The sequence below is a fragment of the Streptomyces hirsutus genome (assembly GCF_001418415.1).
GTDB lineage: Bacteria > Actinomycetota > Actinomycetes > Streptomycetales > Streptomycetaceae > Streptomyces > Streptomyces hirsutus.
This window is the reverse complement of record NZ_LIQT01000339.1, coordinates 1-13,587: the sequence shown is the minus strand read 5'-3', so window position 1 is coordinate 13,587 and position 13,587 is coordinate 1. Positions and strand designations below refer to the sequence as shown.

16 protein-coding genes are annotated in these 13,587 nt (G+C 70.9%); 11 read left to right on the top strand and 5 right to left on the bottom strand.

What is annotated here, in order from left to right; all coding sequences use genetic code 11:
* Positions 1 to 112: 112 nt before the first annotated feature.
* Positions 113 to 1,261 carry a c-type cytochrome biogenesis protein CcsB gene (gene ccsB / locus AOK11_RS24645; protein ID WP_055595924.1) on the top strand — a complete coding sequence of 383 codons (1,149 nt, stop codon included), beginning with the start codon at positions 113 to 115 and terminating at the stop codon, positions 1,259 to 1,261.
* A gap of 74 nt (positions 1,262 to 1,335) precedes the next feature.
* Here ccsB and AOK11_RS24640 read toward each other — a convergent pair whose 3' ends face one another.
* Together AOK11_RS24640 and AOK11_RS24635 are read right to left on the bottom strand one after the other, a co-directional pair.
* On the bottom strand, positions 1,336 to 1,794 hold the full coding sequence (locus AOK11_RS24640; RefSeq protein WP_055595923.1) for a nucleoside deaminase: 459 nt from the start codon (positions 1,792 to 1,794) through the stop codon (positions 1,336 to 1,338).
* 66 nt (positions 1,795 to 1,860) lie between these two features.
* A complete protein-coding gene (locus AOK11_RS24635) occupies positions 1,861 to 2,613 on the bottom strand; it encodes a MerR family transcriptional regulator (protein ID WP_420903011.1) in 753 nt (250 codons plus the stop codon).
* A 178-nt stretch (positions 2,614 to 2,791) separates the two neighbouring features.
* Here AOK11_RS24635 and AOK11_RS24630 point away from each other — a divergent pair, with 178 nt between their 5' ends.
* Positions 2,792 to 3,700 (top strand): RpnC/YadD family protein, encoded by a 909-nt coding sequence (locus AOK11_RS24630; protein WP_055595921.1) that lies wholly within the window; start codon positions 2,792 to 2,794, stop codon positions 3,698 to 3,700.
* Positions 3,701 to 3,848: 148 nt separating this feature from the next.
* Here AOK11_RS24630 and AOK11_RS24625 read toward each other — a convergent pair whose 3' ends face one another.
* Positions 3,849 to 4,220 (bottom strand): PLD nuclease N-terminal domain-containing protein, encoded by a 372-nt coding sequence (locus tag AOK11_RS24625; RefSeq protein ID WP_055595920.1) that lies wholly within the window; start codon positions 4,218 to 4,220, stop codon positions 3,849 to 3,851.
* A 93-nt stretch (positions 4,221 to 4,313) separates the two neighbouring features.
* On the opposite strand from AOK11_RS24625, the gene AOK11_RS24620 reads away from it, so the two are divergent.
* The 3 genes from AOK11_RS24620 to mqnP are packed head-to-tail and all read left to right on the top strand — an operon-like array spanning position 4,314 to position 7,215.
* Positions 4,314 to 5,765, top strand: a complete 1,452-nt coding sequence (locus AOK11_RS24620) for a menaquinone biosynthesis decarboxylase (protein WP_055595919.1) — start codon at positions 4,314 to 4,316, stop codon at positions 5,763 to 5,765.
* A complete protein-coding gene (locus AOK11_RS24615) occupies positions 5,762 to 6,295 on the top strand; it encodes a hypothetical protein (RefSeq protein ID WP_055595918.1) in 534 nt (177 codons plus the stop codon). The genes AOK11_RS24620 and AOK11_RS24615 overlap by 4 nt, the downstream gene beginning before the upstream one ends.
* A complete protein-coding gene (mqnP, locus tag AOK11_RS24610) occupies positions 6,292 to 7,215 on the top strand; it encodes a menaquinone biosynthesis prenyltransferase MqnP (protein ID WP_420903010.1) in 924 nt (307 codons plus the stop codon). The genes AOK11_RS24615 and mqnP overlap by 4 nt, the downstream gene beginning before the upstream one ends.
* A 196-nt stretch (positions 7,216 to 7,411) precedes the next feature.
* On the opposite strand, the gene AOK11_RS24605 is transcribed toward mqnP, so the two are convergent.
* Entirely contained in the window at positions 7,412 to 7,957 is a 546-nt protein-coding gene (locus AOK11_RS24605) for a rhomboid family intramembrane serine protease (protein ID WP_079035055.1), read from the bottom strand.
* 152 nt (positions 7,958 to 8,109) lie between these two features.
* Between AOK11_RS24605 and AOK11_RS24600 the strand changes: the two genes are divergently transcribed.
* The 6 genes from AOK11_RS24600 (at position 8,110) to AOK11_RS24575 (ending at position 12,666) form a co-directional block, all read left to right on the top strand.
* Positions 8,110 to 8,802: a UbiX family flavin prenyltransferase gene (locus tag AOK11_RS24600; RefSeq protein WP_206188919.1), complete on the top strand. Its 693-nt coding sequence runs from the start codon at positions 8,110 to 8,112 to the stop codon at positions 8,800 to 8,802.
* A gap of 109 nt (positions 8,803 to 8,911) precedes the next feature.
* Positions 8,912 to 9,370 (top strand): Lrp/AsnC family transcriptional regulator, encoded by a 459-nt coding sequence (locus AOK11_RS24595; RefSeq protein WP_055595914.1) that lies wholly within the window; start codon positions 8,912 to 8,914, stop codon positions 9,368 to 9,370.
* Positions 9,371 to 9,532: 162 nt separating this feature from the next.
* Entirely contained in the window at positions 9,533 to 10,696 is a 1,164-nt protein-coding gene (mqnE, locus tag AOK11_RS24590; protein WP_055595913.1) for an aminofutalosine synthase MqnE, read from the top strand.
* Positions 10,697 to 10,713: 17 nt separating this feature from the next.
* Positions 10,714 to 11,238 (top strand): GNAT family N-acetyltransferase, encoded by a 525-nt coding sequence (locus tag AOK11_RS24585; protein WP_055595912.1) that lies wholly within the window; start codon positions 10,714 to 10,716, stop codon positions 11,236 to 11,238.
* A gap of 196 nt (positions 11,239 to 11,434) precedes the next feature.
* Positions 11,435 to 11,767, top strand: a complete 333-nt coding sequence (locus tag AOK11_RS24580) for a DUF4229 domain-containing protein (RefSeq protein ID WP_055595911.1) — start codon at positions 11,435 to 11,437, stop codon at positions 11,765 to 11,767.
* 95 nt (positions 11,768 to 11,862) lie between these two features.
* A complete protein-coding gene (locus AOK11_RS24575) occupies positions 11,863 to 12,666 on the top strand; it encodes a TetR/AcrR family transcriptional regulator (RefSeq protein WP_055595910.1) in 804 nt (267 codons plus the stop codon).
* Here AOK11_RS24575 and AOK11_RS24570 read toward each other — a convergent pair.
* The gene (locus AOK11_RS24570) at positions 12,636 to 13,583 is read right to left on the bottom strand and encodes a MaoC family dehydratase (RefSeq protein WP_055595925.1); all 948 of its coding nucleotides are present in this window, start codon (positions 13,581 to 13,583) and stop codon (positions 12,636 to 12,638) included. The two genes, AOK11_RS24575 and AOK11_RS24570, sit on opposite strands and share 31 nt — an antisense overlap.
* Between the last annotated feature and the right edge of the window lie 4 nt (positions 13,584 to 13,587).

The window sequence follows — 13,587 nt, the reverse complement described above, 5'->3', positions numbered from 1 at the left end:
AACCGGACCCGGGCTCGGACCCCGACCCCGACCCCGAGCCTTCCTCCGACGCGCCGGATTCCCCCGCATCCCCCGATCCTCGAGCCGCACCTGCCGAAGGGGCTGAGAAGCCGTGACTCTCGCCGCCGCAACCGATCTGGCCACCGCCACGAGCCTGGCCGCCGCGAACAACGAGAACCTCGCGGAGATCAGCAACGTCCTGATCTACTCCGCGATGGCGGTCTACACCCTGGCCTTCTTCGCGTACATCGCCGAATGGATCTTCGGCAGCCGCAGCAAGGTCGCCCGCACCGCCGCCGCGCTCACCCCCCGCGGGGAGACGGCGAAGAAGGCCCCCGCCGTCACGGTGAAGAAGGAGGGCGGCACCGCCGTACTGGAGCGGCCCAAGGTCGTCGTACGGGCCGTGGCCGGCGCGCGGGACGTGCCCGACGGGCCGGGGGCGCACGGCGGGGACGCGCAGGGCGACCTCTACGGGCGGATCGCCATCTCCTTCACCGTGCTCGCCTTCCTGATCGAGTTCGGCGGGGTGCTCACCCGCGCGCTGTCCGTGCAGCGGGCGCCGTGGGGCAACATGTACGAGTTCAACATCACCTTCACCACGACCGCCGTCGGCGTGTACGTCCTGCTGCTGGCCCTGAAGAAGAACGTGCGCTGGCTCGGCCTGTTCCTGACCACCACGGTCCTCCTCGACCTCGGTCTGGCCGTCACCGTCCTGTACACCGAGAGCGACCAGCTGGTCCCCGCGCTCGACTCGTACTGGCTCTACATCCACGTCTCCACCGCGATCCTGTGCGGCGCGGTCTTCTACGTCGGCGCGGTCGGCACGATCCTGTACCTGTTCAAGGACTCCTACGAGAGCAAGCTCGCGCGCGGCGGCAAGCCGGGCGGCTTCGCCACCTCGGTCCTGGAGCGGCTGCCCGCCTCCGCCTCGCTCGACAAGTTCTCCTACCGCATCAACGCGGCCGTCTTCCCGCTGTGGACGTTCACGATCATCGCGGGCGCCATCTGGGCCGGCGACGCCTGGGGCCGCTACTGGGGCTGGGACCCCAAGGAGACCTGGTCCTTCATCACCTGGGTCGCCTACGCCTGCTACCTGCACGCCCGCGCCACCGCCGGCTGGAAGGGCCGCAAGGCCGCCTACCTGGCCCTGGCCGCCTTCGGCTGCTGGCTGTTCAACTACTACGGCGTGAACATCTTCGTCTCCGGCAAGCACTCCTACGCCGACGTCGGGATGAGCGCCCTCACCGCCATCGGCTTCTGAGCGGCACCCCGAGGCACCGCCCGCGAAGGCCGGTTCCCGTACCCGGGTCACCTGGGTACGGGAACCGGCCTTCGTCATCTCCCGATGTCCTCGTTCCACACCTCGGGGCGCCGCGCGATGAAGTCCCGCATCATCGCGGCGCACTCGGGATCGTCAAGGAGCACGATCCGTACGCCGTGCTCGGCGAGCCAGTCGTGCCCGCCGTGGAAGGTGGCCGCCTCGCCGATCACCACCCGCGGGATGCCGAACTGCCGGACCAGCCCGGAGCAGTACCAGCACGGCGACAGGGTCGTCACCATCGTCGTCCCGCGGTACGAGCGCTGCCGCCCCGCCGCCCGGAAGGCGGCCGTCTCCGCGTGCACCGACGGATCACCGTCCTGCACGCGGCGGTTGCGGCCCCGGCCGAGCAGGGTCCCGTCAGCTCCGTACAGTGCGGCGCCCACGGGGACGCCCCCCTCGGCGAGACCGGCACGGGCCTCCGCGACGGCGGTGGCGAGCCAGGCACGGGCCGTTTCCGCATCGATCGACTCCATGGCGGCCAGTCTTCCCGAACCCGCTCGCTCTCCCCGGCCGGTGACGGGCCGGCCGGGCGACGAAAGTCAATCCCCCGCGGAATCCCCCGCGGAACCGCTGGCAGAACCCCCGGCAGAACCCCTGGCAGTGACCGACTCCAGGTAGGCGTGGAGGGCCCCCGCGCCCTCCAGCATCGCCCGCGTGCGCGCGGTGAGCGCCTCGCCGCGCGCGACGAGGGCCGCCCGCAGCGCCTCGCTGCTGCCCTCCCGGCGCAGCCCGTCCAGCACCGGGCGGATCCGGTCGAACAGGTAGTGGCTGTTCCGCAAGGTGTGGACGAGCCGGGCGTCGCGGACGTCGGCGGGATCGAACAGGCGGTACCCGGTGCCGCGTTCCCGCCGGGGCGTCAGCAGCCCGGCGGCCTCCCACACCCGCAGCGCCGACGTCCGTACGCCCAGCAGCGCGGCCACCTCCCCGATGCGCAGCGCCGGGCGGGACGACGCGGCGGGCCCGGCACCGGCCAACGCCCGCAGGGCCTCGTCCGCGGCACGCAGCGCCACCCGCTCCTCGTGCAGCGCGGCATGCGCGGCGTCGACCAGGGCCAGCGCGCCCGGCACGTCCCCGCCGTGCACCCGCCGCATCACCGGCGTCGCGGTCACCGGCCCGTACCCCTTCAGCAGCGCCCGGAACGCCCGCAGCGCCTGCCGGTGCACCTCCTCGAACACCCGGTACCCGGACTCGGTCCGCGAAGCGGGCGGCAGCACCCCGGACTCCTCGTAGTTCCGGATCTGCTGCGTCGACACCCCGGCCAGCCGCGCCAGATCGACAGACCGCAACCGCACCTCACTCCCCACCGCCCACCCCTTCCCCGCCCTCACTCGAGTGGGTGAACACCACCGCCCGAACCGGATCTTGAGCCCTTACCTCTCCTACGCTCGGCGCATCCAGGCCGTGACCATGCTTCGGCCTGCACCGCAACCGCCGAACGACTGTCGCCCGGCCCTGATCCGAACGGACACCATGGTCAGCTCTTCCCACGAGGCGATGCACCGCATCTTCCAGCACGACCCCGGACTGTTCAGCCGCGTCTCGCACTTCCTCGGGGTGGATGTTCCCGCCCCCGTGAAGGCGACCGTCCTGCCGACGGACCTCACCGAGGCCGGTCCCGTGGAACGCAGGGTGGACACCCTGCTGCGTCTCGAGACCGCGGAGCAGGGCGCGTTTCTCCTGGCCGTGGAGGCCCAGGGAAAGAAGGACCCGGACAAGCCGGCCAGCTGGGCGTACTACGCCGCCTACCTGTGGACGAAGTACCGGCTGCCGACGGCACTCCTCGTCGTCTGCCAGGACCACGCCACGGCCCGCTGGGCCCAGCAGCCGGTGTGCAGCGGGCCGCCGCAGCTGCCCACTCTCACCCTGACGCCCCTGGTCGCGGGTCCACACAACATGCCGGTGATCACCGACCCGGAGGAGGCCCGCGCCGACCTGGTGCTGGCCAGCCTGGCGGCCATCACACACGCCGCCGACACGGTCGTCAATGAGATACTGAAGGCTCTCTCCACAGCACTGCGGGACGCACCCGAAGACATCGCGGACCCCATCGTCGAATTCACCGCACAGGGGCTGGGCAACCGCCCGGCCAAGCACCTCTGGAGGAATCTGGTGGCCGTGGACCTCTCCTTCTACAAGTCCTACCTCTCCGAAGAAATCCGGGACGAAGGGCGTGAACAGGGGCTCGAGAAGGGCCTTGAGCAAGGTCGTGTGCAAGGTCGTGCCGAAGACGTCCTGCTCGTTCTCGAGCAGCGCGGTCTTGAGGTGCCCGACGCCCTGCGCAGGCGCGTGACAAGCTGCCTTGACCATGAGGTTCTTCGCGCATGGCTCACCCGGGCCATCACCGTGTCCGAAGCGGAGGAGATCTTCGCGGGTGAGTGACCCCCACCTTCATGGATTCAGATCGGCCCGCTCTGCCGACGTGTGCATCCGCCCATCCGACGGGGGAATGGGCGGGCCGCCGCCGGTGCAGTGGCCAGGCGCCGGACGCGGGTGACCCGACCGGGCCGGACCGGCCCCGCGACGTCCCTCAGTCGGTCTCGGGCTTCTCGTCCCGTTCCTTGCCCTTGTCCTTGCTCGGGTCGGGGTCAGGGCCCTTCTCCCCGGGCCCGTTCTTCTCCTCGCCGAGGGACTTCAGGAAGTCGGGGTTGTCGTCCGGAGCCACCCACTGCTGCCGGCCGCCGCCCCGGCTCCAGGCTGAACCGGCGCCGGTACCCGCGGGGTGCCGCTTCTTGCCGGCGATGATCCACGAGATCGAACCGACGAGCGGGAACAGCAGCACGAGGATCGCCCACAGCGGCTTGGGCATGTGGCGAATGTCCTCGTCCTTCGTGCTGATGCAGTCGATGAACGCGTAGACGCTCAGGGCAAGGGGGACGAGGAACATCAGCACCCTGAGCATGGGCCTCTCCAGAGAAGGGGTCGTCGGGGGCGTCGGCACGGCCACTGCCCCCAGGTACAGGGCAAGGGTAGCCGCTCGGGGATACTTGACCTCATGGCTTACGACGATCTTCGCTCCCTGCTCAGGGCTCTGGACCGCGAGGGCGACCTCAAGCGCGTCAAGGCCGAGGTCGACCCGTACCTCGAGGTCGGTGAGATCGTCGACCGGGTGCAGAAGGCCGGCGGTCCCGCACTGCTCTTCGAGAACGTGCGCGGCTCGAGCATGCCCCTCGCGATGAACGTGTACGGCACCGACCGCCGTCTGCTGAAGGCGCTCGGCCTGAAGTCGTACGCCGAGATCAGCGAGAAGATCGGCGGCCTGCTCAAGCCCGAGCTGCCGAACGGCTTCGTGGGCATGCGCGAGGCGTTCGGCAAACTCGGTTCGATGACCCACGTACCGCCGAAGAAGGTGAAGGACGCTCCGGTGCACGAGGTCGTCCTCCAGGGCGACGACGTGGACCTCGATCAGCTCCCCGCCCTGTTCACCTGGCCCAAGGACGGCGGCTCCTTCTTCAACCTGGGCCTCACCCACACCAAGCACCCCGAGACGGGCATCCGCAACCTCGGCCTGTACCGGCTCCAGCGCCACGACAAGCGCACCATCGGCATGCACTGGCAGATCCACAAGGACAGCCGGAACCACTACCAGGTGGCCGCCCGGCGCGGTGAGCGGCTGCCGGTCGCCATCGCCTTCGGCTGCCCGCCCGCCGTGACGTACGCCTCCACCGCGCCGCTCCCCGGCGACATCGACGAGTACCTCTTCGCCGGGTTCCTGCAGGGCAAGCGGATCGAGATGGTCGACTGCAAGACGGTCCCGCTCCAGGTCCCGGCGCACGCCGAGGTCGTCATCGAGGGCTGGCTGGAGCCGGGCGAGATGCTCCCCGAGGGCCCGTTCGGCGACCACACCGGGTTCTACACCCCGCAGGAACCGTTCCCCGCACTGACGATCGACTGCGTCACCATGCGCAAGCGCCCGCTGCTCCAGTCGATCGTCGTCGGCCGTCCGCCGACGGAGGACGGGCCGCTGGGCCGCGCCACCGAGCGCTTCTTCCTCCCGCTCCTCAAGATCATCGTTCCGGACATCGTGGACTACCACCTCCCCGAGGCCGGCGGCTTCCACAACTGCGCGATCGTCTCGATCGACAAGAAGTACCCCAAGCACGCGCAGAAGGTGATGCACGCGGTCTGGGGCGCCCACATGATGTCGCTGACCAAGCTGATCATCGTCGTCGACTCCGACTGCGACGTCCACGACCTGCACGAAGTCGCCTGGCGGGCCCTCGGCAACACCGACTACGCCCGCGACCTCAGCATCGTCGAAGGCCCGGTCGACCACCTCGACCACTCCTCCTACCAGCAGTTCTGGGGCGGCAAGGCGGGCATCGACGCGACGAAGAAGTGGCCCGAGGAGGGGTACACGCGCGACGGCGGCTGGCCCGACATGGTCGAGTCCGACCCGGACACGGCCGCGCTGGTCGACCGCCGCTGGAAGGAGTACGGACTGTGAGTCCCGTCGCCGTGGGCGGCCCGGCCCTCTTCATCGGCACCGACACCGACTACGTGGCCCTCGTGCGCCCCGAACTGGACCCGGCCGACCCCGGAGTCCGGCAGGCCGCCGCGCAGGCGGGCGTCACGCCGGAGGAGTTCGCGGGCGCCGGGGACACCTGGGCGGTCCTGATCGAGCACGACGGCGAGGGCGGCGGCTTCGAACTGCCCGGGGTGCGCGACGCGGAACCCGCCGACTTCGCCGAGCGACTGCGCGCCGAACTGGTCGCCGCGACGGGCGGGCCGTTCACGGTCGACGGCGGCGCGCTGCTGCGGCTGGACGCCCGCCCGGCCGGCCCGGCGACGGACGACGCGGGCACCGACGGGGACGCGGGCGGGGACGCGGAGGCGTACGTCTTCACCGCGCACGTCACCCCGCCCGACGACCCGTCCGACGACGACGCCGGGACGCCGCTCACGGTGGAGACGGGCCCGCTGCCGGTCGCCGGACTGCTGGCCGACCTCGACACGTTCCTCGGGAGCCTCGCATGATGACCACCGCCGACGGGGTCGTGGACTCGGGCGCGGCACCGCGGCCGGCCGGCAGGGTGAAGGCCTTCCTGCGTCTGGTGATGATCGAGCACTCCGTGTTCGCGCTGCCCTTCGCCTACATCGCCGCCCTCACCGCGATGTACGAGTGGGACGAGAACATCCACTGGGGCCGGCTGCTCCTGGTCACGATCGCCATGGTCGGCCTGCGCACCTTCGCGATGGCCGTCAACCGGATCATCGACCGCGAGATCGACGCCCGTAACCCGCGCACCGCCCACCGCGAGCTGGTCACCGGCGCGATGTCGGTCCGGCACGCGTGGACCGGCGCGCTCGTCGCCCTGGTGGTGTTCCTGGGCGCGGCGGCGCTGCTCAACCCGCTCTGCCTGGTGCTCGCGCCGGTCGCGGTGATCCCGATGGTGGTCTATCCGTACGGCAAGCGGTTCACGAACTTCCCGCAGGCCATCCTCGGGCTCGCCCAGGCCATGGGCCCGGTCGGCGGCTGGCTGGCCGTCACCGGTTCCTGGTCCTGGGACGCGGTCGTCCTCGGTCTCGCGGTCGGCATCTGGATCGGCGGCTTCGACCTCATCTACGCCTGCCAGGACGTGGAGACCGACCGCGAGGTCGGCGTGAAGTCGGTCCCGGCCCGCTTCGGCATCCCCGCCGCCGTCTGGGGCGCCCGCGCCTGCCACGTCGTGACGACGGCCCTGTTCGTCTGGTACGCGGTACTCACCGGCGCCGGAGCGTTCTTCTGGTTCGGCCTGGTGATCGTCGCGGCGGCCTTCGTCTACGAGCACACCATCGTCCGCCCGAACGACCTGACCCGCCTGAACAGGGCGTTCTTCTCGACGAACGGCTTCATCGGCATCAGCCTCTTCGTCTGCGCCCTGATCGACCTCCTGGTGCGGGGGCTCACCTTCTAGCTCCTTCGGGTGGCCGTGCTCAATCTTCGGCTGCGGGAAAGCGAGCGCGCCGCAGGTTCCCCTCGTGCTCCCTGATCCGGGGATGTTCCGAGGGCCATGCCCATGAACCCGTTCACGCTCACCTGCTCCCCGCGCACGCGGGGATGATCGTTCGGAGCCACCGGCCTGGGCAGGGTGCACGCGCCAGGGCTCGGCCTCACGCGGTGAGCGCGCCCCGGCGGTCGGGGTGGCGGCGGAACAGGAAGGCCGCCGCCACGCCGGCCAGCAGGCCGATGAGGTGGCCCTGCCAGCTGACGCCGGTCTGGCCGGGCGCGATGCCCGCGAGGATCGAGCCGCCCCAGACCGCGCCGACCAGCACGGCGACGACGACGCCCATCGGCCGTCGTTCCACGAAGCCGCTGCACAGCAGGAAGCCGAAGAGGCCGAAGACCAGGCCGGAGGCGCCCGCCGTGTTGGTGTGCGCCGGGGCTATGAGCCACACCCCCAGACCGTCGCAGACGATGATCAGCGCGCACACGGCGGCGAACCGGCGCAGGCCGCCGAGGGCGGCGAGGAAACCGAGGACCAGCAGCGGCACACTGTTCGCCGCGACATGGGCGAAGCCGAAGTGGATGAAGGCGGAGGGGACGACGTCGACCAGTTCCGAGGTCGTGCGCGGCATGACGCCGAAGTCGTCCAGGGCATGACCGGAGGCCACGTCGACCACTTCCAGCAGCCACAGCAGCGCCACCCAGGCCACCATCACCACGGCCGCCGTCTTCGCCCGTTCGCGCCCCGACCACCGTGTATCGATGCCGGACACGGCACACCCCCCTCGACTCGATCGTCCGCGTGGGAAACGGACCGGACCCCTTGACCGGTTCCCTTCCCACGATGCCGGATAGGCTCGGTGTCGTGAACCATCTCAAGCCAGGAGAGACGACCCGAACGCCTTGGATCCTGGGGGTGTCCGGCGCTTCCGGCACGCCATATGCGGCGGCCGTCCTCCGTGCGCTTCTCCAGGCGGGGGAGAGCGTCGACCTCGTCGTCAGCCGTGCCTCGCGGCTCACCCTGCTGGACGAGACCGGCATCTCCTTCCGGGACGCCCACTGGCGCGACGACCTGCGGGAATGGTTGTCCCGCGGAGCGGACGGCAAGCCGGGCACCTTCACCGTGGACCTCGACGGCGTACGGCACTGGGGGGCCGGCGACCTCGCCGCGGGCCCCTCCTCCGGCTCGTATCCGAGCAAGGGCATGCTGATCGTGCCCGCCTCCACGGCCTGCGTGGCCGGGGTGGCGCTCGGGCTGTCCAAGGACCTGCTGCAACGGGCGGCGAGCGTGACCCTCAAGGAGGGGCGCACCCTGGTCGTCGCCGTACGCGAGACCCCGCTGAACGGCCAGACCCTGCGGCACATGGTCTCCCTCGACGACGCGGGCGCGACCGTGGTGCCCGCCTCACCGGCCTTCTACGCGGGCGCCACGCACATCCAGGACCTGGTGGACTTCGTCGCCGGCCGTGTACTCGACGTGGCGGGCGTCGAGCATGAGCTGTACCGCCGCTGGAAGGGCGAGCTCGGGGGTGGGGCATCACCGTCCCGCACCGCCTGAGCAGCACCCGCACCCCCGGTGCGCTCCCCGTGCACCCCAGGACACCCCGAAGTACCACTCACCGATTCTCAATCACGTGCAGACCTCTTCAGCGGAAGGCTTCGATCGCATGGACGCGGTGGACAGGCAGCTCATCCAGGCCCTGAGAGAGAACGGCCGGGCCTCCTACGCCGAGCTGGGGCGCCTCGTCGGCCTGTCGGGGCCCAGCGTCACCGACCGGATCAACCGGCTGGAGGCGGCCGGTGTCATCACCGGCTACCGGGCCACCGTGGACGCCGCCTCGCTCGGCCTCGGGGTGACCGCCCTGATCGGCATCTCGCTCTCCGACGCCGCCGACCACGAGGACGTGGCGCAGCGGCTGAAGGACCTGAGCGAGATCGAGGACTGCTGGTTCATCGCCGGCGACGACTCCTTCATGCTCAAGGTGCGGGCGGCCGACGTGGACGGGCTGGAGCGGATCATCCGCAGGCTGTCCGGGACCAAAGGAGTCTCCCGGACCCGCACCACCATCGTGCTCTCCACGAAGTGGGAGAACCGCGTCGGTGAGCTGCCCGAAGAGGTCCAGTAGCCGGGGCGTTACGGTGGGCGGAGCCGGCGCGTGCCGGGCGGAGCGGGCAGAAGCCCGGACGGCCGGCCGGCAGGGCCGGGGCGGCCGGTCCGGCCAGCAGGGCCGGTCCGGACGGTCAAGGCAGGTCCGGACAGTCGAGACAGTCAGGAAAGAGGGATCCGCATGGACGTCGGGCTCAAGCGCGAGCTGGAGGAGAAGGTCCGCTCCGGTGAGCGGCTGTCCCGCGAGGACGGCATCGCGCTGTACGAGTCGGACGACCTGGCCTGGCTGGGCGGGCTGGCGCACGAGGTGCGGACGCGGAAGAACGGCGACGTCGTCCACTTCAACGTCAACCGTCACCTCAACATGACGAACGTGTGCACCGCCTCCTGCGCGTACTGCTCCTTCCAGCGCAAGCCGGGGGAGAAGGACGCGTACACGATGCGGATCGAGGAGGCGGTGAAGCTCGCCAAGGCGATGGAGGCGGAGAACCTCACCGAGCTGCACATCGTCAACGGACTCCACCCCAAACTGCCCTGGCGCTACTACCCGCGCTCCCTGCGCGAGCTGAAGGCCGCGCTGCCGAACGTGTCGTTGAAGGCGTTCACCGCCACCGAGATCCACCACTTCGAGACCATCTCCGGGATGTCCGCGTCCGAGATCCTCGACGAGCTGATCGACGCCGGGCTCGAGTCCCTCACCGGCGGCGGCGCGGAGATCTTCGACTGGGAGGTCCGGCAGCACATCGTCGACCACCGCACCCACTGGGAGGACTGGTCGCGGATCCACCGGCTGGCGCACGAGAAGGGGCTGAAGACCCCCTGCACCATGCTCTACGGCCACATCGAGGAGCCCCGCCACCGCGTCGACCACGTGCTGCGGCTGCGTGAGCTCCAGGACGAGACCGGCGGCTTCCAGGTCTTCATCCCGCTGCGCTACCAGCACGACTTCGTGGACATGAAGGACGGCAAGATCCGCAACCGCCTTCAGTCCAGGACGCAGATGGCGACCGGCGCCGAGGCGCTGAAGACGTTCGCCGTCTCCCGTCTCCTCTTCGACAACGTCCCGCACGTCAAGGTCTTCTGGGTGATGCACGGCGTCAACACCGCCCAGCTCGCCCTCCAGCACGGCGCGGACGACATGGACGGCTCGGTCGTCGAGTACAAGATCACGCACGACGCGGACGACTTCGGCACGCCGAACAAGCTCACCCGCGACGACCTGCTGGACCTGATCCGCGACGCGGGTTTCCGCCCGGTGGAGCGCAACACGCGGTACGAGATCATCCGCGAGTACGATGCCGCCGACCCCGCCCGCCGCGAGTCCCCGCAGCCGATGCGGGTCTGAGGGAGAACCCCCGTTCCATGCCGCTGACCTTCACACTGGATCCGCCCGTCACCCCCGGACTCCGGGACGGAATCCTGGAGTTGTGGGTGGACGTCACCGAAGCGGGCGGAGCCGTCGGCTTCGTGCCGCCGGTGACCCGGGAGGACGTCCGGCCGGAGCTGGTACGGCAGTTCGTGGCGATGGAGGAGCAGCGGTCCCGGCTCCTCGTCGGGTTCGACGAGGAGGGGAGGGTCGCCGCGACGGCGTTCCTCACCCTCAACACCCACCGCCTGATGACGCACTGGATCTGGCTGTACACGGTGATGGTCCACCCCCGTCACCAGGGCGAGGGGTACGGCCGCGACCTGCTCGCCGCCGCAGAACGGGCCGCCCGCGCCCTTCCCGGCATCGAGGCGATCCGGCTCACCTGCCGCGGCGGCCTCGGCCTGGAGCACTTCTACGGCTCCTGCGGCTACAAGGAGGTCGGCCGGGTCCCCGGTGCGATCAGGGTGGCTCCCGGCGACGACCGGGACGACATCATCATGCTGCTGGCCCTGACCTGATCCCGGCTCCGGCTCCTCCGGCTCCGGGGTCGGGGTCGGCTCCGGGGTCGGCTCCGGCTCCGGCGGGAATGTCATGTACGCGCCTGCGTGGGGACCCCGCCGCGGGTGTACGGGCGCGGGCGTGCTTCACTGGAGGTGTCCCATTGGGAACCCCTTGGGATACGTTCTGGCCGTTCGTCCGGGAGAGTGGAAGAAGATGCTCCGCTACACGTTGATGCGCTTCGGGATCTTCGTGGGCTGTCTCCTGGTCGTCTGGGGCCTCGTCTACTCCGGCCTCGCCCCGCGCGGCCTGGGCGACTCCAACGGGCTGTGGATCATCCTGCTCGCCCTGGTGCTCTCGGCACCGATCAGCTTCGTCGTGCTGCGCAAGCAGCGGGACGTGGCCTCCGAGAGCATCGTGCGCCGGGTCGACCGGGCGAAGGCCGACCTGCAGGCCAACCGCAGCCAGGAGGACGACGTCGACGACGACACCCGCGGCACGCAGAGCCGGGCGCAGGGCCAGGACCAGGAGCAGGCGAAGGCCTCGTAGGACCCCGTGGACATGCGTCCGGTTCGGACGGGACGGGTTTCCCGCGTTTCCCGCACGGGCGGGCGAGGGTGCCGCCGCCCCGTAGGCTGCTCCGTATGGGTGCCGTGAAGAGCAAGCGGATGCCGCGTGCGGTCCGCGAACAGCAAATGCTGGACGCCGCCGTGCAGACCTTCGGCCAGCGCGGCTACATGGCCGCGTCGATGGACGAGATCGCCGAACTGGCGGGCGTGTCGAAACCGTTGGTCTACCTGTATCTGAACTCCAAGGAAGACCTGTTCATCGCGTGCATCCGCCGCGAGGCGAAGGCTCTTGTCGAGGCGGTGCGCGCCGGTGCCCGTCCGGTGCTCCCTGCGGACCGCCAGCTCTGGGCGGGGCTGACGGCGTTCTTCACCCACACCGCGCGGCACCCGGACGGCTGGGCCGTGCTGCACCTCCAGGCCCGTACGCACGGCGAGGTGTTCGCCGCCGAAGTCGCCGCGATGCGCGCGGACATCGTGACGTTCGTGACCGAGCTGATCCTCGCCGCCGCCCGGGAAGCACTCCCCCAAGCTCTCGGCTGCTCCCCCAAGCTCTCGCCTTCGCTCGAGCAGGGGGGACCCCCACGAGCAGGGGGGACCCCCACGGACCCCCACCTCCCCGGCGGCGAGGTCGCCGGGCTGGCGGAAGCACTGGTCGGCGCCGCCGAGGCGCTCGCGGACTGGGCCAACAGCACCCCGGGCGTCACCGCCCGGCAGGCATCGGCCACCCTGATGAACTTCGCCTGGGCGGGACTGGGCGACCTGATGGCCGGCCGCCCCTGGTCACCGCCCGACGGCGAAGGCCTGGACACCGGTTCCGGTGCCGAAGACGCCGGTGCCGGCGCGGTCGTTCACGCCGGGCGGACCTCCCCGGTGAGGTGAAGGAGGCCGCCGGGACCGCGCAGCTCGAAGCGTCCGTCCCGCGCCCCGTACGTCACCGTCCCCGGCAGCGGGACCGGCGCTTTGAAGTCGGCCCGGACCGTCACCGCTTCCGGAACGCCGTGCGCGGCGAGGCAGCGGGCCGCGGTCCACATGCCGTGCGCGATCGCGCGGGGGAAGCCGAAGAGCCGTGCGGTGAGCGGGTGCAGATGGATCGGGTTGCGGTCGCCGGACGCGGCACCGTAGCGCCGCCCCGCGTCCTCGGCCAGCAGCCACGCGTCGACTACGGGCAGCGGCCGCGCCGTCGCCGATTCCTCCTTCGGACGCGGGACGGGCCGGGCGGAGGAGGACGGCCCGGAGGCGCGGTGCCGGGCCAGATACGTGTTCCGCGATTCCCATACGAGGTCACCGCCGGGCGACCGCAGCCCGGTGACCACGGTGGCCTCCGTACCGCGCCGGTGCGGTGCCAGCCCCTCGACGTGCACACTCAGTCCGTGCGTCCCGGTGACGGGAACGGTCCGGTGCCGGGTGATCTCTATCGACGTGTGGACGAGCCCCAGCAGCGGCAGCGGGAAGTCCCGGCCGCTCATCAGCCGCACGGCCGCCGGGAAGCCCAGCACATGGGGATACGTCAGCGGCAGCGCGCCGGAGCCCTCCCCGCTCCCCTCGGTCTCCTCGGTCTCCCCGCTCTCCCCGGTCCCTCGGGTTCTCCCGGTCTCCGGGTTCTCCCGGGCCTCCTGGCTTTGCCCTGGTCCCGCAGCAGGGAAGCCGCACACCCGCTCGTACGCCGCCAGCCTCGCGGGGTCCACCCGCAGGGAGGGCAGGACGAGCCGGGTCCGCGGGAACGCGGCGTCGGGGCGGGGGCGTTTGACCGGCGACAGCAGCGCACCGCGTGCCAGCAGGGGGGGTCGCTTATACACATCT